12 protein-coding genes are annotated in these 17907 nt (G+C 46.1%); all 12 read right to left on the bottom strand.

Annotated features, from left to right (window positions below):
* Positions 1-145: 145 nt before the first annotated feature.
* The 12 genes from RS891_RS16280 to RS891_RS16225 all read right to left on the bottom strand — a co-directional run bounded on the left by RS891_RS16280 (position 146) and on the right by RS891_RS16225 (position 17879).
* The gene (locus RS891_RS16280; RefSeq protein WP_315792319.1) at positions 146-1795 is read right to left on the bottom strand and encodes an extracellular solute-binding protein; all 1650 of its coding nucleotides are present in this window, start codon (positions 1793-1795) and stop codon (positions 146-148) included.
* 23 nt (positions 1796-1818) lie between these two features.
* Positions 1819-4164, bottom strand: a complete 2346-nt coding sequence (locus tag RS891_RS16275) for a helix-turn-helix domain-containing protein (protein WP_315792317.1) — start codon at positions 4162-4164, stop codon at positions 1819-1821.
* A gap of 228 nt (positions 4165-4392) precedes the next feature.
* On the bottom strand, positions 4393-5451 hold the full coding sequence (locus tag RS891_RS16270; RefSeq protein ID WP_397386952.1) for a glycoside hydrolase family 88 protein: 1059 nt from the start codon (positions 5449-5451) through the stop codon (positions 4393-4395).
* Between the two features lie 102 nt (positions 5452-5553).
* Entirely contained in the window at positions 5554-6435 is an 882-nt protein-coding gene (locus RS891_RS16265; RefSeq protein ID WP_063563855.1) for a carbohydrate ABC transporter permease, read from the bottom strand.
* A 10-nt stretch (positions 6436-6445) separates the two neighbouring features.
* Complete coding sequence (locus RS891_RS16260) at positions 6446-7369, bottom strand: ABC transporter permease (RefSeq protein ID WP_072732961.1); 924 nt, start codon at positions 7367-7369, stop codon at positions 6446-6448.
* A gap of 56 nt (positions 7370-7425) precedes the next feature.
* Positions 7426-9051, bottom strand: a complete 1626-nt coding sequence (locus tag RS891_RS16255; protein ID WP_315792305.1) for a type 2 periplasmic-binding domain-containing protein — start codon at positions 9049-9051, stop codon at positions 7426-7428.
* 328 nt (positions 9052-9379) lie between these two features.
* Positions 9380-9796 carry an RDD family protein gene (locus tag RS891_RS16250; protein ID WP_397386841.1) on the bottom strand — a complete coding sequence of 139 codons (417 nt, stop codon included), beginning with the start codon at positions 9794-9796 and terminating at the stop codon, positions 9380-9382.
* Between the two features lie 176 nt (positions 9797-9972).
* On the bottom strand, positions 9973-10935 hold the full coding sequence (locus tag RS891_RS16245; protein WP_315792303.1) for an ABC transporter substrate-binding protein: 963 nt from the start codon (positions 10933-10935) through the stop codon (positions 9973-9975).
* A gap of 59 nt (positions 10936-10994) precedes the next feature.
* Entirely contained in the window at positions 10995-12737 is a 1743-nt protein-coding gene (locus RS891_RS16240; protein ID WP_315792301.1) for an ABC transporter ATP-binding protein, read from the bottom strand.
* On the bottom strand, positions 12734-14533 hold the full coding sequence (locus RS891_RS16235; protein ID WP_315792299.1) for an ABC transporter ATP-binding protein: 1800 nt from the start codon (positions 14531-14533) through the stop codon (positions 12734-12736). The genes RS891_RS16240 and RS891_RS16235 overlap by 4 nt, the downstream gene beginning before the upstream one ends.
* A 296-nt stretch (positions 14534-14829) precedes the next feature.
* On the bottom strand, positions 14830-15303 hold the full coding sequence (locus RS891_RS16230; protein ID WP_315792297.1) for a hypothetical protein: 474 nt from the start codon (positions 15301-15303) through the stop codon (positions 14830-14832).
* Positions 15304-15368: 65 nt separating this feature from the next.
* Positions 15369-17879, bottom strand: a complete 2511-nt coding sequence (locus tag RS891_RS16225) for a WG repeat-containing protein (RefSeq protein WP_315792295.1) — start codon at positions 17877-17879, stop codon at positions 15369-15371.
* Positions 17880-17907 lie beyond the last annotated feature (28 nt).

Below are 17907 nucleotides of genomic sequence, written 5' to 3'. Positions count from 1 at the left end.
AACCCTATAGTCACCTCCGATCCTGCTCAAGCAAGAGTCATGTGCATGCCAACTCAGCATGTCATAACCGATTGTAGAGCACGAGGGAACGAAATTACATTAACAAAAACGACACTTAAATGCCTATTTTATACAATATAAGGATTTATTTAGAGGATACAGCGCGATTATATCGCTCTAACGCCTGTTGCTGAATCTCAATCGCACGATCAATCTGTAATGACTTGATTTGCTCGACATACGTATCAAAAGCATCCACCGGCTCAATACCAAAAATGATTTTAAGCGACATCTCGTCCACCACCTTGTTCACTTCCTGCATGATGACTGACATCTCCGTGCTTTCTTTCTCGGTTTTGGGCAGGGTCGGTACCTGATGGAGAACAGCATCTGTACTGGACCATAGCTGCACCGCCTCTTTCTGTTCCGGCAAAATATAATATTGTTCCATATATCGCGTATCCTGCACAAATGGACCGAAATAACTCGCTCTGGTGTACATCGCAAGCGCTTGTGCCGGCGACCACTTATCAGGGTTTTTCAAAATAGTCTCGGTATACGTCGGATACCCGTCCTTCATCTCAAAACTAACACCTTCTATGCCAAAGTTGAACAGCAAATGTCCCTCAGGCCCATACCCGTAGTCCAGCATCCGTGCTGCTTCTTCTACATGGTGACTGTTGCTGGATATGGCGACTCCACTGGAACCGATAGCGGGAGCAAGTTGACCAAATTTCGGGCGATCCCCTTTGTTCATGACAGGATATGGCGCTGGCACAAGCTTTGCCTGGGAATCCGTCTCCTGCAAGATCGGTAGCCATGTACCAATCCCTGCCCCTGCATTCCAGATACTCGCGCCGCTGCGTCCTGTGGTCATGTTTGTATCCTGAGTCTCCGAATCGACAGCAGCCAGATTCTTGTCAATGAGTCCCTCTGCATACCATTCACGAAATAAGGATAGGAAAGCCTTATATTCAGGTTCTTGTGCCCCAAACTTAATTTGGCCATCTTCCACGTAGAACCCCTTTTTAATGCCAAAAGCGCCAATAAAACCGCCACCTTCAATACCGAACAACGGATTCGGAACACCTAGAAAAGTAAGCGGGGCCTCAGCTCCCTTTTTGTCCTTAAATGCCTGAAGCATCGTATGCCATTCGGCAATCGTGGTTGGCACATCAAGTCCAAGCTCATCCAGCCAGTCCTTCCGAATAATCGGCCCTTGATAGGTTCGCAGCTTATCATCTCCCTGAATAAAAGGAAACGCGTAATAACTTCCGTTCGCTGTGCGAATCTGCATATCAATGTCTGGATGCTCGGTCAGGTACTGTTTTAGATGAGGTGCGTATTGATTAATAACATCGTTTAATCGCAGAATATAACCGTCTTTGATCGCTTTCTCCGGCCCACCGGGATAATTGCTCCACTCGTATTCAATCATATCCGGCAGTTCTCCAGACGTAAGCAGTACATTAATCGCTTCTTTGGCCTGATTGGCGGGAGGCCGGATGAATTGAAGGTTGACTCCGGTTCTCCGCTGCCACTCCTGAAAAAAAGGAACTTCATTGAAGCTGGACTTAATGCTTGCTGCATTGCCATTCAATTCTGCCCAGTAGGTTAATTTTCCATCGTCATTGGGTGAAGTAATTGAGACGGTCTGGTACTCTGATGAGCCGGAACGTTCATCCAGCTTGGCATTCGAATCTGTCCCGTTCTGATCGCAAGCAGTCAGCATGCCAAGCAGCAGGATGAATCCTGTCACCTTTGTTATGAATGCCAACTCCCTCTTTACGTTCATGTTCCGGTCTCCTTTCAAATCAATTAACTGATTTCTTTATATTTACCGGGCGTAATGCCTTCATATTTCTTGAATACCCGGATGAAAGTTGCTGCATCGTTATACCCGACCAATCGGGATATTTCGGTAATGGATTCTTGTTTATGCTCCATCATTTCTTTCGCCTGTCGGATACGGCACTTATGAATGCAGTCCAGCAGACCCTCACCAGTCTGATTCTTGAAGAGTTTGGACAAGTAACTGCCCTTAAGCTCAAAATGTTCACCAATCGCGTTGACGTTCAAATTCACGTCTGTATAGTTGCTCTCAATATACTGTGTGACTTGGGTACTGAGATGACGCAGAGAATCCTCACGTTCTTGTGATACATTCGTTGCGCGCTTGTCAGCGGCGTAGGAACATACCTCCTCAAGCAAATTCTGCAAAGCCTCCTGCATCTCCTGGATGGTATCCCCGGCAATAATGTCCTCAATCCGATGCGGGTATTGGGTTAGCGTATGGTTATCCCTGTCCCCCAGATCATTGATAGCCTTTATCATTGTACCTACCAGGTTAAAAATCAGGCAACGTGCGAGTGTGAGTGACATAATCGGTTTATCAAAATTTCGCTCTGTAATCTCGTTCATATAAGCGCTGGCTTGGTCTGTATCTCCCGCTTTGATGAAATTAAGGAGCTGCTGTTCCACCTGAAGCGGATAGTAGTAGCCAAACGGGTCATCCGCCATCGCATCGCTGCGTACATCCCCATAGGTAATGATGCCTTTCTTGCCAAGAACCATTTTGTATTCCATTGCGTCGACTGCTTCCTGGTATGCTTCGGCAATGCCAATCCACGACGTATGGCGTCCGCTGATGGAAATCGTAAGTTCCATATCATAGCGTTCCAAGAAGCGCTGCGCTTCTGCCGCAATGTGATGAAGATCCTGGTTCCAATCCGAAGAATCCGCTTTCATATTTACAAGGCAAACCATCATATCATCAACTTCTGCTACATATCCGACGTGCTGACGCTCTGAAGCCAGTTCTTCAACCACATTGGAAATAATGAGATGGATCAATTTGTTTCGTTCATTGATATCAATACCTGGCAGCTTTCCATAGAGATTTTCTTCATTTTCGATGACAAATAGGATAACAGCAAATTCACTTGAATACAGCGGCATATGAAAGGACCGGAATGCATCTTCATAAGGCACGAGCGTATCCTGTTTGCCTTTCAGAAGTCGATTAATCATATTGGAGCGCAGCACCTGCTGATGTTTCTGCAGCTGCTGGGCAATCTCGTTCTTTTCTGACCGTGTGTTCATGATGACTTTCTGAATAAACCGAAGTTCGTTCCGATCAGCAGGTTCGTTCTGCGAATTTTTGTCTTTTAGCGATTCCACGAGCTGTTGGATTGGGGAGTAATTCCGGCGCATGAAGAACCAGGTCAGTACACCCGCACTAATGAGACTCACCACGATACTGATATACGTAAAATTGCGGACATATACTGCCTTTTCCCAATACAGACTGCTGGGAATAATCAATGCGTACTTCAGATCGGATACCGCGGAGTCCATGTAGAACATCTCCGACTTGCCTACCTTGGCGTTATCCAACTGAACCTGATTACCATTCATGAATGGCTTCAATTCCTCCGATCCGGGACGATTGCTCATCAGAATCTCGTTATTCTGGTTCAGAATCAGCAGCGTGGCGTCACTAAAACCCGAAATGCTCTCAATCGCTTCCTGAAATCTTCGCGTATCCGCCATGACGACAACCGTACCGGTCTCCTGACCATTCAAATCATCAGGCAGACGGGTAACGTATGCAATGGAAGACTCCACCGGAGCTGCATTCTGATGTGGCAGTATGACGAACTGATTCGTCTCTGTACCCAGAATCTGATCCCGCCACGCTTCGAAAGACATGGCACCTGTGTTATGTAAGGTATGAAATGCCGTTCGCATATCCCGAATATTACCTGAACGGAGAATGGATTGATCTTTTTTCCACACGACGTAGAATTCATCGATGGATGCGTAGGATGTTTTATAGAGACGAAGTTCCTTTACCAGTTGGTATGCCGTATAAGGCGCCTCTTTGGCCGGCTGATTGGAATACATCAGCGTTTGCAGATTTGGGCTCCATGTCATCTCCATGTTTAACCGCTTCATCAGATCAACTTGAGTATCGATCGTATATCGCATCTGCTTCAATAAAGAATCGTTGGCCCGATGGATTTCACTCTTCAATGTCTCATTGGCTTGTATGTATATAACCAAACTGATCAAAATCGGCACAATTAAAACAGCACTGTAAGAGACAAGCCAGGTCACAATTATGCTTTCACGTTTTTGCCACAAATATCGAATGTTTAGCAACAACTCATCACCCAACTCTTCGTAGATTATCTATGTTTGGATCAGGAATTTATTATAACGGTAAGAGCGTGATTGGGATATAGATAAAAAGTTCAATTCGATTGACAAAAAGGGTAGCAAGCCCCGATTTTCCCCGTCAAATCAAGCACAAATAGCCCAATAGACTAATTTCGTCTATCGGGCATTCGGTATCAAGTTGAGAATGTTTTTTGTTAATTTCAGAAGACTTCAGAAAATGCGATGCTTCCAACCGTTTAATTTGGCACTCGCTTCGATGTAGAAATAGTCACCGTAAATAAGTGAAACGTTTACGTTCTGACCTGCCGGTTTATGACCGGTTCCCTCGAGAAGCATACCTTCGTGCTCAGGAAGATGCCAGGTTCCATAATGATCCCGCAAGGAACTCAGGATACGTTTAGCGACGGTAGCATAAAGTCTGCCCTCTGGATCAGGAAGTACATCTGCAAGCTCAAGCAATCCGGAAGCAGCAATAGCACCAGCGGAGCTGTCTCGTGGAATCTCCTCCCCCTCTTCCGGCTCAGCACGGAAATCCCAATGCGGAACACTATCCTCGGGCAGGCTGGAAATGAAGAAGTTCGCCACACGCTGTGCAGCATCCAGATATGCCGGGTCCTCTGTATAACGATACGTATTCGTTAATCCATATAAAGCCCACGCGGCTCCACGACTCCATGCCGAATCCGGTGCCGCTCCCTGTCCCCCTATCGCTTCTGCACGTTCACCGGTCTCGGGATCAAATCGAATGATGTGATGCACAGAACCATCTTCCCTCACAAATTGCTTCATGACCATATCCGCATGAGCTTTGGCGATATGGCTGAAACGAGGATCTCCGCTCTCCTCAGATGCCCAGAAGAGCAAGGAAAGATTCATCATGGTGTCGATGATCGACCAGCCTAGCATGTCTCCATTCCAAGCCCGGATGAAGCTGCCTTTGGTATTGAAGCGGCCAGCCAGGAAGTTGGCGGCAAATAAAGCACGCCTTGCGGCATCGGCATCTCCGGTGAGCTTGAATTTGATGACGGCCGTAGGCAGGAAATGAAAGCCCACGTCGTGATCAAAGTAGTTGTTTTCTAGAAAACGTTCCGATAGTCGCTCATCCCAATTCCATGCAGCTTCTTTATATTTCTCATCACCTGTCATATCGTACACAATCCATAATATGCCCGGCCAGAATCCCGAGGTCCACCAATCGATCCTCATGTCGTCATAGATGCCATTTGCTCCAGCAACATGCGGAGACTTTTCACCTATAGATGCAAGCATCTGGTCGGCTTTACTTTTAATCTGATCCCACACGTCCTTGTTCACTTCATTTAATACGCTCATGTAATCTCATACCTCCTTACCGTTCTTCAATTCTCTCATTTAACCTTTCAATGAACCAACCATGACACCTTTCACGAAAAAGCGCTGCAAAAACGGATAGATACATAGGATTGGTATCGTCGCTACCATAATCGTTGCATACTTGATGGTTTCCCCGATCTGGAAGCGATCTCCGGCCGATGCACCTGCCGACATGCTCTCCGTGGAATTGGCAATCAGAATCTCACGCAGCACCAATTGCAGTGGGAACAGTTCTCGGCTTTTGATAAATACAGACGCATAGAACCATCCGTTCCACTTATCTACCGCGTAATACAGAATCATCACGGCAATGACTGGCATGGACAACGGAATAATAATGCGGAACAAAATGGTGAAGTGATTGGCTCCATCAATCTTGGCCGATTCCTCCAGGCTGTCCGGAATGCCCATAAATGACGTTCGCATGATGATCAGGTTAAATGTGCTGATGGCAAAAGGCAGAATGGTCGACCACAATGTATCTAACAGGCCAACGCCTTTTACAACAAGGTATAGTGGAATCAACCCGCCGCCAAAGAACATCGTGAACACGATAAAGAACATGAACACCTTGTTCCACATCACATTTTTACGGGATAGCACATACGCACCAAGCGCAGTCATGAACAGGTTGACGATAACTCCGAACACAAGAATAAATAATGTATTACGGAAACCTGTGGCTATACCTGGATTGGCAAGTACACTCTTGTAAGCTTCCAGACTGAAGCCGACCGGCTTCCACAGGAGACCTTTGTTTGCTAACAACTGCGCCGAATCACTTAAAGACGCAAATAACACGTAGAGCAGCGGATACAATGTGACGATGACGAGCAGGATTAGAAACGTATAATTGAAGATTGTAAAGATTCGGTCAAACCAACCGCTTTCCTTAATCAAAGTTACCACCTCACCATAAGCTGTTTTGACTCACTCTGCGGCTGATATAGTTCGCCGAAATCAGAAGAACGAGATTAATCACCGAGTTAAATAGACCAACTGCCGAGCTGTAACTCCATCCGAACTCCAACAATCCCTTTCGATATACGAAGGAGGAGATTACGTCAGCCGTTTCATAGGTCACCGGATTATAAAGGAGAATGATTTTCTCGAACCCGACATTCAGCATATTACCCATCCGGAGAATGAACATGATCGTAATAATAGGCAGCAATCCGGGGAGCGTAATGTGAAACATTTGCTTGAGACGGCTTGCTCCGTCTATCTTCGCCGCTTCATACTGCTCCAGGTCGATGCTCATCAACGCAGCGATATAGATAATGGATTCCCAACCGATTCGTTGCCATATTTCAGACAGAACATAGATCGGACGGAACAGCTCCGGCTTTTGCAGCATCGCCTGACCGTCATATCCAAGCATCATGATCAGACGGTTGATTAAACCATCCGCGTTCGTGAAGTCCGTAATAATACCGCATATGACGACGAGAGAGATAAAATAAGGCATATACGTTATCGTCTGAACGACCCGCTTGAACGTGCGCTTGCGTACTTCGTTAATTAGCAGCGCCAGAATAATCGGTGCGGGGAATTCAAAGACCAGCGTGTACAAACTGATAAGAAGGGTGTTCTTCAGCACACGCAAGAAATAATAACTGTTGAAAAACTCTTCAAAGTGTTTCAGCCCAACCCAATCACTCCCCAAAATGCCCTTCATCGGAGAATAATCTTTAAAGGCAATAATTGCCCCGTACATCGGACCGTAATGAAATATTAAATAATATCCAATAACGGGAATCATCATGATGTATAAATACTTGTTCATCATGAAGTCCCGTACGAACCGGCTTCTAAAGGATTGACGATTGCTCATGATGTACCTTTTCACCTCTTTTCAATCGGGAGGGCAAGTGCCCTCCCCTTTTACAATTACCGGTTGTTGTAGCGTTCGAGTGCTGCTGTTTGAATTTCAATCGCTCGATCCAGATGTAACGATTTCATTTTCGCGACATAACTCTCGAATTGATCCACTGGTTCGTTGCCGAGAATGATCTTGATGGTCATCTCGTCGACGAGCGTGTTGATATCATTCATGATGGTCGCGTACTCGGAGCTCTCTTCAGGTGTAGGTGTGATTGATGGCAGATTATATTTGGCAGCCTGTGTATTCTTCCATACATCAATGGCATCACGTTGAGTCTGTAATGCAAAGAACTGCTCGGCATAACGTTTGTCTTGAACGAATGGACCGTTATAGCTGCTGCGGGCATATAGTGAAATTGCTTGTGCAGGAGCGAGTTTATCCGGATTCTTCAGCAGCAAATCCGTGAATTTCGGATAATCGCCTTCCATGTTATAGCTGACACCTTCTTCACCGAAGTTGAAGAACATGTGTCCTTCCTCACTGTAGCCGTAATCCAACATGCGAACGGCAAGTTCCGGGTCCTTGGCTGCCGTCGTGATGGCAACCGTGCCTTCCGAGGCATAACCCTGATTAAGCTGGCCGAATTTAGGAATATCACCTTTTTTAAGTACCGGATATGGAGCGGCGACCAGAACGGCATCCGGATCATTTGCTTCTACGAGCGGCTGCCATTTGCCGATACCTCCGCCTGCGTTACCGACACTAGCGCCAGTAGCACCCGAAGCGAGGTTGCCGTCAACGGATTTGGTATCTGCTGTTGAGATGTTTTTATCAATCAAACCTTCTTTGTACCATTCCTGAAATAACGTCAAGTATTCTTTGAAACCTTCTTCCGCAGGACCAAATTTGATCTGTCCGTCTTCCTGATAGAATCCGCGGTTTACACCGAAGGCGCCTAGGAAAGCACCATTACCGGAATCGTTAAAGAATCGTGGCTTACTTACAACAGAGAACGGAGCAGATGCGCCTTTTTTCTCTTTAAAAGCTCTCAGGGTTGTAGTCCACTCATCAATCGTTTCCGGAACCGGCAGTCCCAGTTCATCCAGCCAATCCTGACGAATGATGGGTCCCTGGAAGACACGAAGATACTCATCTCCCCGAATGAAAGGGAATACGTAGTAGCTGCCACTATCCGTTTTGACCATCTTGTCGATATCCGGATTGTCCTGCAGGTATTTCTTCAGATTCGGAGCATACTGGTCAATCAGATCGTTCAGCTTAAGGATGTAACCATCATTGATGGCTTTCTCCGGTCCACCCGGGAAATCTCCAATGAAATTGTACTCCAGCATATCAGGCAAATCCCCGGAAGCCAGCATTACGTTAAAGGATTCTCTGACCTGACCTGTCGGTGGTGCCGTGAATTTGAGTGGCACGCCGGTTTTTTCCTGCCATTTTTGAAAGAATGGAATTTCGCTGTGCGAATTTTTGACCCCGATCAGGTTTCCGTTAATTTCACCCCAGTACGTAAGCGTCTTATCCGTTTGAATCGGATAAGTGGTTGCTTCCGTTGATCCGCTTGGTGTTCCTTTATCAGCCTCGCCCGTTTTACTGTCTCCGGACGAACACCCCAGGATCGTTGTACCTAATAACAGCATCATCAAACTTGTAGCTAACACTTTTCTTCTCATGGATCTTATCCTCCACCTTTTGGGAATGTCTGTGCTCTACCTCAGAGTAAGGGAGAGCCCATTATAGCGATATTCGCAAAAGTTAAAATGACATGTTGATTTCGTCATAACCAAATGATCATTTAGCCAAAACGATAGACGAATTCTCTATATAATCTTCTGCAATGCCTTAAAAATGCAGTGGTGGCGCGGGTTTGTGACTGTACTTATGAGAGCATAAAAAAAACAGACGATGAACACTGTTCATCGTCTGTAGTGTGGGTGAATATGAGTGATAAGTGGAATACAATAACACAATTATATTACGCCAGGGCTCGCTTTCTCATGTTTAGTCCCATACAACTTCGGTACCCGCGATAAAATCATGTATTGCCCGTTTGTCTTCACGTATCGCCACCATGAAAACACTTATAATGAAACCAATACCAAATGTAATTCCATATACCAGTCCTGCAACAACAACTCTCATCAGCATGGTTCCTATTCCTGGTGGCTCATGTGTACCGTATTTTCGAATTCGAATTCCGCAAATTCGCTTTCCTATCGTTCGGCCACTCCATAATACAGGTAATAAAATGGAATATAATCCACCCAGTAGTTTGGCTAAAGGCTCGTCACGATCAAAATTCCCTGTCAGTACACCTACAATAATGGCTAAAGGTATTGAAACGATAATTCCATCCAACAAGTTTGCTCCAAATCTAATCCAAAATCCCGCTTCTCTCAAATGAATGCCTCCTTTCATATGGATTTAGTTGAATGTATGTAGACACATATCCATGTAGTATAACAGAAAAATATTCCATTATGTTCTTAATCATCCTATTCAAGGAATCAAGAAAGGCTTCTCAACTTTTGTTGAGAAGCCCCTCCATGGCGAATCGTTAACTTTTAAAGCTTTCGTTATATTTCTGTTCTGCGTTACTTCTGTCCTTCCAATATCATGTTACCCAAACGATCCATAAGCTCCATTCGTCCCATAGCCGTATAAGAATAATTGTAGTTATCTACGCTGGAGATTTTATAGATCTTGCCATCCTTGACGGCATTCATGTTATTCCATACCTTGCTGTCTTCCATCTTGTTCTCGCTATTCTCCATCAGCACCAGCTGGTCCGGATTGACGGAGATCAGCGCCTCTATACTGATCTGTTTGCCTCCCCAGCCTTCGGGCTCAGGAATACCTTCTGTGCGTTTAAGTTCCCACTCGCCGTACAACATCTCGGCCGCACCTTTATTCGAATAGATCACCAGATTATTGGGATAGGTTTCAATGACCGCAAAAGATTCACCCTTCACAGCCGATTCGAGTTTTTGCTTCCACTCCGCTGATTTTGCATCATATTTAGCCAGGAACTCATCCTTTTTGGTTTCTTCTCCGAACGCATCTGCCAGGAACGTCAGACGTTCTCTCCAATCATAATACGAGTATGGTAATACAATCGTCGGAGCGATCAAGGATAAGGTTTCATACTGATCTGTATTAAAATCCTTTCCCAGAATGATCAGATCCGGGTTTGATGCAGTCACTGCTTCTATACTGAATTTGCTGCCGAGCCACCCCAGAACCACGGTATTGGCATCCAACTTGTCTTTAAGGGGTGGAGTGATCTGATCCTGCTGCCCATAATCGGCGCTGGTGGTAGCGACAGGCGTTTTGCCAACGATCAGTAATTCTTCTGTTGAGCCGGATAGATCCACAATCCGCTCCGGATGAAGGGGAATCGTAACTTCTTCTCCATTTGGATTGGTGATGACTTTCGTTGTCGCTTGCGCCGTTCCCTCTGACGAACTAACCTCCTGACTGCTTGTCTGATCCGTTCCACAAGCCGTAAGCATCAGTATGGAGCATAAAGCAATCCATATAGAAATTCGTTTTAACATTTAAATTATTCTCCTTTTGAGTCAATTCATCTATCTGGTTTGGAAGACTGCGTGCATCGCTATACCTTTACCTGCCATCCCTCGGCATCATGCTGTAATTGCCACAGACGCGAATAGATGCCCGAGCCAATCAATAATTGCTCATGCGTTCCTTGTTCCACCAGCTGGCCCTGATCCAGAACAAGGATCTGATCCGCATTTTGGATCGTTTTCAAACGATGGGCGATCAGGATTACCGTTTTGTTCGCGACCAGCTCATTAATCGCTTGCTGTACTGCGGCTTCATTTTCCGGGTCGAGTGACGCCGTAGCTTCGTCCAGCAATACGATGGATGCATTTTTCAATAACGCACGAGCAATCGATATACGCTGTTTTTCCCCACCAGATAACGTCGAGCCGCCTTCTCCCACTAACGTGTCATATCCTTGAGGCAAACTTGCGATAAACTCATGACAGCAAGCCCGGTGTGCTGCTTCTTCGATTTCTGCCTGGGTAGCCTCTTTCTTCCCTACACGTATGTTGTTACCGATTGTATCCTGGAACAGATAGACGTCCTGGAAGACAACAGAGATATCCTCCAATAGTTTTTCCGGGTCCATGCCGCTAATGGGCTGTCCGCCAATCGTAATGATACCTGACTGCACATCCCAGAAACGCGCAATGAGACGGGTAACCGTACTTTTGCCACTGCCGGAAGGCCCAACAAGTGCAGTGATCGTATGCGGAGGGATGGTAAATGACAAATTCTTCAGCACAGGCAGCTCATCATCATAGCCAAAGGTTACGCGGTCAAACGAAATGGCCTGATTAGGTTGTACGCTGTCTGTTCCTGTCATTGGCGCCTCCTGCTGCACTTCCATAATGCGCCGTGCACTATATGCGGAGTATCGCATTTCACCATAACTCATCAGCGCAACGGTCAGAGGTTCAAATACTTTTGTACCGACCAGCAAAAACAGCAGAAATATCGGCAATGTCAATTCCCCGCCAGCAAGCAAATAACTTCCCGCCAAAATCATCCACGTCATCCCGGAACGCGCAAGCAGCATCGCCCCCATTATCATCGGACCCATAATGCCTTCCAACCGAATGGATGCCGACTTCAACTCATCAAAAGAGCGACGCAGCCGTTCAAATCGTTCTCCGCCCATATTGTGGGCTTTGATCTCACGAATTCCAGTTAAATACTCTTGCAGTCGACTGGCTGCTTCGTTCTTGGCTCTCACATGATTTTCGCTTAAGCGAGCCTGAATGGAGTCTGTCATCCATAACAAGGCCACACCAAGTGGAACAGCGACGAACATCGCCACTGCCATGCGCCAATCTATAAACAGGAGTCCAGCAAAAGCCAACACCGGCAGCACAATGGCGCTGATGAGCTGTGACAGATTGTGAGAGATCGTATGCTCCACCTGCCCATAATCACTCAGAATCAGATTGGTCAGATCCCCCGGGTCCCTTTTGCCGAAGAAACCCAATGATAGATGACGAATATGTTCAGCCAGCTTCAAACGCCCCGTTGCGGCGAGGCTGTATGCTGCCCGATAGGTTTTATCATAGAGAGAAGAGTAAGCCGCATATTCCACCAACAGCCATGCAAACAGAATGCAGCACACCATCCACATGCGCTGGATGTCCAGTCCCTTATCCGGTTCAGCGAAGGATTTGTATATCGTATTGAAAATATCAACGAGCAGCGCAGCCGGAACGATCTTGGCAATCCCGTCCAGAATGGCGGCTATGATGGATGGAAGCAGACTGCGGGGGTTACCACCCGATATGTTGTATAAATAGTTCCTCATTGCTTCGCACCTCCAAGCTTCCAGGAAGCTGCATGAATATGGGCCTGCCACATCTTCTCATACAAACCGTTTGCCTCGCGTAATTGATCATGTGTACCTCGCTCAATAATGGTACCCTGGCGAATGACCAGGATCTGTTCAGCTGAACGAATCGTTGTTAGACGATGAGCAATAATCAGGACCGTTTTACCTTGAACCAGTTGGGCCAGACCTTGCTGGATTTTATGTTCATTCTCTGCATCGGCGTACGCTGTCGCTTCATCCAATACGAGAATGGGAGCATCCTTGAGTAAAGCTCTCGCAATGGCAATCCGTTGAGCTTCACCGCCAGACAGGTACGTACCGCCTTCTCCAATTTTGGTGTCATATCCCTCATCAAGCTTCTCAATAAACTCATGACAACAAGCTGTTCGAGCCGCACCAATGACGTCATCCCGTGATGCAGCTGTATTGCCCATTCGGATATTTTCCTCAATCGTATCGTAGAACAGATGTACGTCCTGGAAGACAAACGAAACCGTCTCCATCAGCTTCTCTGTCCCCATTTTCTGAATGGGAACCCCGCCGATCGTAATTTCGCCTTGCTGCACGTCCCAGAAACGCAGAAGCAGATTGGCAATAGTAGATTTTCCGCCACCTGAAGGTCCAACCAATGCGGTCATTTGTCCTGCTTTAGCTACAAAATCAACTTCTTGAAGTACAGGTTTGAACGCTTCGCTATCCTTTTGTTCATAAGCAAAGGATACCTGCCGAAAAGCCACTTCATATGTATCGGGCACTTGCGGAGTGAGAGGTTCCTGTACAACCGACTCGGCAAATACAGCCTTGATTCGATTCTGACCCTCCACAATCTCACGCATGCCACTGCCCAGATACATCAGCTTCAAGAGTGGCGCGGACAAACTTGGTGTAATGATCAGAAAAAGAATAAAGGTGATCGCGAAAGACTGATTGCCTGCGTTTCCGCTGGAAAGTAAAATGCCAATCGGAACAATAAAGGTCACCAGTGAAATAATGATGATGAAAAACATGCCATACGACGTCTTGCATAAATCGGTTATTCTCAACGAAATATCGCGATAACGCGTTACCGCCTGTTTAAAGGTAAGAAACGAGTCCGCTGTAATACCGAATACTTTTACAGCCGGCATTCCTCTTACATATTCCACCCCTGTTGAGTTCATCTCTTCAATCGCATGCTGAAAATCACGATATGCCTGACGCCCCCGTTCACTTCGGAAGAGGCTGCTTTGCAGCCAAAACCCGATAATCATGGGAACAAGCAAGACCAGTGCCATACGATAGTCAAGCCAGAACAAATAGCAAAGCAGTACCAGTGGAATGACGATCGCACTCACCAGATCGGGAAGCTGATGCGCGATAAACTTCTCTATTTTCTCAACGCTGACTTCAATGATTTTTTTCAGCTCACCTGTCGCAGTTCGAGTGTGATACCCCATCGGCACTTTTGCCACATGGTTGGCAAGCTTTACTCTGAGCTGGTACAGGATGTTGAACGCAGCGATATGCGAGCACATTCCTCCGATATAGAGTGCGATAAGACCGGCGATCAGCGCTCCAAAAGAGACGAATCCCCAATACATCAGCAAATCCCTGTCCAGGGCAGATGGCTCCCGAGCATGGATCAACAGTTCTTCGACAATTTTATACACTCCGATAAATGGAACCATTTGCAGCAGACTCGATAATACCGAGAAGATACTTGCTGTAATTAGCAAACCTTTCCGCTCCTTGGTTACTTCCATTAAACCGGATACTTCAGATGTGGTGTTCATCCTGCTCCTCCTGACATTAATAATCATTCTCAATATCACGCAGTGTTATATACGCCCAATTAATATCTCACAGGATATCGATCGGCTACTACCTCAAAACGGAGCAAAAATACCTCTATACGGATAATAAATGGCATCCTTCTGTTTTGTTTCAAATAAAATTGAGGCAAACAAAAAAAGACCATATGGAACATATGGCCTCTTGTCGATGACGAATGAATAATTTCGAACTTCGTGAGGAATAATCCGGAGCAGAAAATGGATCTCTTTGAGAGATCTTACCACCCTTCTGCTTCTCAAACCTGATTTGAAATTTCCATGTTCTCTGCTCGCATTTTATGCCGTTGTATAACCCTATTTTCTACTACTGCGTAAATCAGCCCCGCAAGAGCAAATAGCCAGATGGAAGTCGCTCGGTTCAGAGAATACGACTCGATCATGTAGTCACTGAACATCTGATCAAATACCCACGAGCCTAATAACCCACAACTGACACTATATATAAGTACCCTGGCGATAATAAAGGGGACATATTTACGCAGAAGCCATGAAATTGGACTTACAACTACAGTATAAAATGCGAATACGTATGGACTAAAGGTGATGAAAATCAGAAGAAAAAAGATGTGACCCGCATTTCGTAAGCCATAATACTCACTCGTTGCGATTTTGAACCCTTCCAGAAATTCAAGTGCGATTAAGGCACTCAGTATCACGATAACGAACTCAATTCCCAAAATCAGAAAACGTTGAACAGCATTCAGCAACAATCCAAATCCCCTCCCCTATCTAAACACCATTCGTAGGCATTAGGTTACGGGGTGAAATGGATTAGTTACGGTAGCTCGTGAAAAGCTTTCCAGAATGAACCCTCTGTATTAATGATATCCTTGATCTGGGTAAAAGGAATTGTAAATGTCGGAAATCCCGCGACATAAGGAGCAATTTCATAAGGGCTAAAGTATAGATGCAGTGCATCTGCTGTGACAAAAAAAGGCTGATCCGGGCTTATTCCCTCATAGGTGTCCGGAAAAACATAAGAGTACTGTGGATCATTCTTGATCTGATCTCCTACGATTTTGCTAAGCACCTTCACATAATCACTGTTGGGTTTAAACAAATCCTTGAGTTCATACATCTGACCACTGCTCAGATTAATGATTGCATAGATCATCGTTGGCATGCCGTGTGCTGCACCAGCAGGGTAGTTATAACCTGTGAGTTTGAGTTGAAGCAATTGCTGCTGGTAGAAGGTAATATCAAAATCCCCTGTATATGTGTAATCCAGCTTCTGATCCGCAGGGATGGGCTTCACTTGGGAAAGTGCCTTTAACTTCGCATTTAGTGCAAGTTGAGCAGCTTGATCGGTTAACCCTTCCACCTGCGGATAATACACGAGGTAATTAGGGTTTGGCTTATATTTCTCTTCCCTTACACGATAAGGTGGGTGAAGCGGAACAATCGTATTTTGCCGCCAAATGATCTGCCCGGCCCGGTTTACATAGGATACGCGTTGATCCACATACGCCTTGATCAGATCGGGAGCTACCAATTCAAGTGTGCCCGAGCCTTCTACACGGGGGTATCCTGATGCAGGTCGACCATTTAGATCCAGAAAGAACGTTTGTGTTCCATTCGTGGCTGAAGCCAGGCCTCCCTTGTAATTCGATACATCCGTATATACAAAATCCGAAAGTTTTCTACCATTGACATCTGCAATTGCATAGACCGAACCTAGAAAAGACTGTTTGGGATCAATTGCTTGCCCCAGGGCCAGCCGATGCTCTCCCAGGTCTCGAATGTCATTGTAGGCGGGTTGGATGGTAAATGTGCCCTGTGTATTAATAACGCCATAGATGTAGTTGTAATCCTCCGCGGTATTCACAATAGCGTACCCACCACTGAACGGAAATGCCGATGTGAAGCTCGGCTGAATTCGGATATGACCACTTTCGTCGATATAACCGTATTTCCCCGATGCCTCTTTCTGAAAAGGAAGTAATCCGTTACCCAGAGGTCCTACATAGGCATATGGATACGTCGCCAGCCGCTGACCATTTTGGTTAATTAACGCATATTCATTTTCCTTGATCTGCACCACGGCCTTGCCATCCTGAAAATCGTTCGCTGAAGCGAACTGCGCCCGAATGACCTCATTTCCAGAGGTGTCCAAATAACCGTAGCGACTGACTTCCCCACCTGCCTGACTGCTGTCTGAAAGGTAAAACAACGCTCGACCGTCCTTCACATCGGCAATAAAGGGATATGCCCGTTTGGTCAATACTGCGCCTTGTTCATCAATCATCTTGAACCCTTGGGAATCAATGACAATGGCCCGACCTTCTGAAAAAGAATTAATGGAATCGTATACAGGTTGAACGACAAATTGTCCGTTAAGATTGATGATGCCAGTCTTCCCGTCTTTTACCACAACAGCCAGGCCATTTCGTTGGAAGTCTTGGGCATCGTCAAGTATTGGTTCCAGTCGAATACGACCTTGGGCGTCCATATAACCCCACCGGGTTCCAGTCGTTGTCCTGACCGATATCGGAAATAACCACGTCGTTTCACGCGGACCCTCTGTACCCATGGCTTGCCTAATTTTCTTTTCCAGCTCAAGCAGAACTTCCCGTGAAGGGTACGGGGAACTGAAGCTTAGCGCTTTTTGGACCGAAACGAGTGCAGCAGGAAATAATCCGGCCTTGTACTGGGCATCTGCGAGATAGTACCAATAGAACGTGTAGTCTGGAAATTGTTCAGTCAATTGTTCGTAATACTGTACGACCTTGGGGAAGTAATACGGGTATACATCTGTTGCGGGAACCCATTTCCCATTCTGCCAGCGGATGATTTCGACCCGATAAGCTTCACCTGTATCATGAATCCAGAGTGCAATTTCTACTTTACCATCTCTGCCGTGGTGACCCGGCATATCGATGATTTCCGCATGGCTGTAATACAAATCTTTTGGCGCCTGATCTGTCAGTCCTGATTCCGTCCAATCGTATACAGCAAGCTTCGACCAGATCGCACCGATCTGCCAGCCGACAATGAGATTGTTCCTCGCTGTGGATGTTACAGATGCCGCTGTCAGCAAGGTAACGCCATAACCCAAGCCTTTCGTCAAAGACATCTTGATCCAGTGACCTTGGTAAAATTTCAGAACAAGCAGCATTAATTCTCCGCCCTGCTGATATACAGCAGCAATCTCCGGCATTCCGTCTCCCGTTAAATCTGAAGCATAAATAGCCGGATGTTTGACCGGTTTATCAATGGTGACGACAGTTGCGTCAGCCGGGATATGTTGATTGAAAATTTGCGTTAATAGAGGTTCGCTCATGGACATGCCTGTTTCCTCCTTAAGACAGCATTCG

This window comes from Paenibacillus sp. BIC5C1 (genome assembly GCF_032399705.1).
Classification (GTDB): Bacteria; Bacillota; Bacilli; order Paenibacillales; family Paenibacillaceae; genus Paenibacillus; species Paenibacillus taichungensis_A.
The sequence above is the reverse complement of the archived record's forward strand: the minus strand, read 5'-3'. Positions and strand labels throughout refer to the sequence as shown.

Bases quoted from the DNA above. Each gene is read 5' to 3' on its own strand.
- RS891_RS16260 (WP_072732961.1), bottom strand. From the start codon at position 7,369: ATGAGCAATCGTCAATCCTTTAGAAGCCGGTTCGTACGGGACTTCATG.
- RS891_RS16255 (WP_315792305.1), bottom strand. From the start codon at position 9,051: ATGAGAAGAAAAGTGTTAGCTACAAGTTTGATGATGCTGTTATTAGGT.
- RS891_RS16240 (WP_315792301.1), bottom strand. From the start codon at position 12,737: ATGAGGAACTATTTATACAACATATCGGGTGGTAACCCCCGCAGTCTG.
- RS891_RS16250 (WP_397386841.1), bottom strand. From the start codon at position 9,796: ATGAAAGGAGGCATTCATTTGAGAGAAGCGGGATTTTGGATTAGATTT.
- RS891_RS16235 (WP_315792299.1), bottom strand. From the start codon at position 14,533: ATGAACACCACATCTGAAGTATCCGGTTTAATGGAAGTAACCAAGGAG.
- RS891_RS16245 (WP_315792303.1), bottom strand. From the start codon at position 10,935: ATGTTAAAACGAATTTCTATATGGATTGCTTTATGCTCCATACTGATG.
- RS891_RS16270 (WP_397386952.1), bottom strand. From the start codon at position 5,451: ATGCTTGCATCTATAGGTGAAAAGTCTCCGCATGTTGCTGGAGCAAAT.
- RS891_RS16225 (WP_315792295.1), bottom strand. From the start codon at position 17,879: ATGTCCATGAGCGAACCTCTATTAACGCAAATTTTCAATCAACATATC.
- RS891_RS16280 (WP_315792319.1), bottom strand. From the start codon at position 1,795: ATGAACGTAAAGAGGGAGTTGGCATTCATAACAAAGGTGACAGGATTC.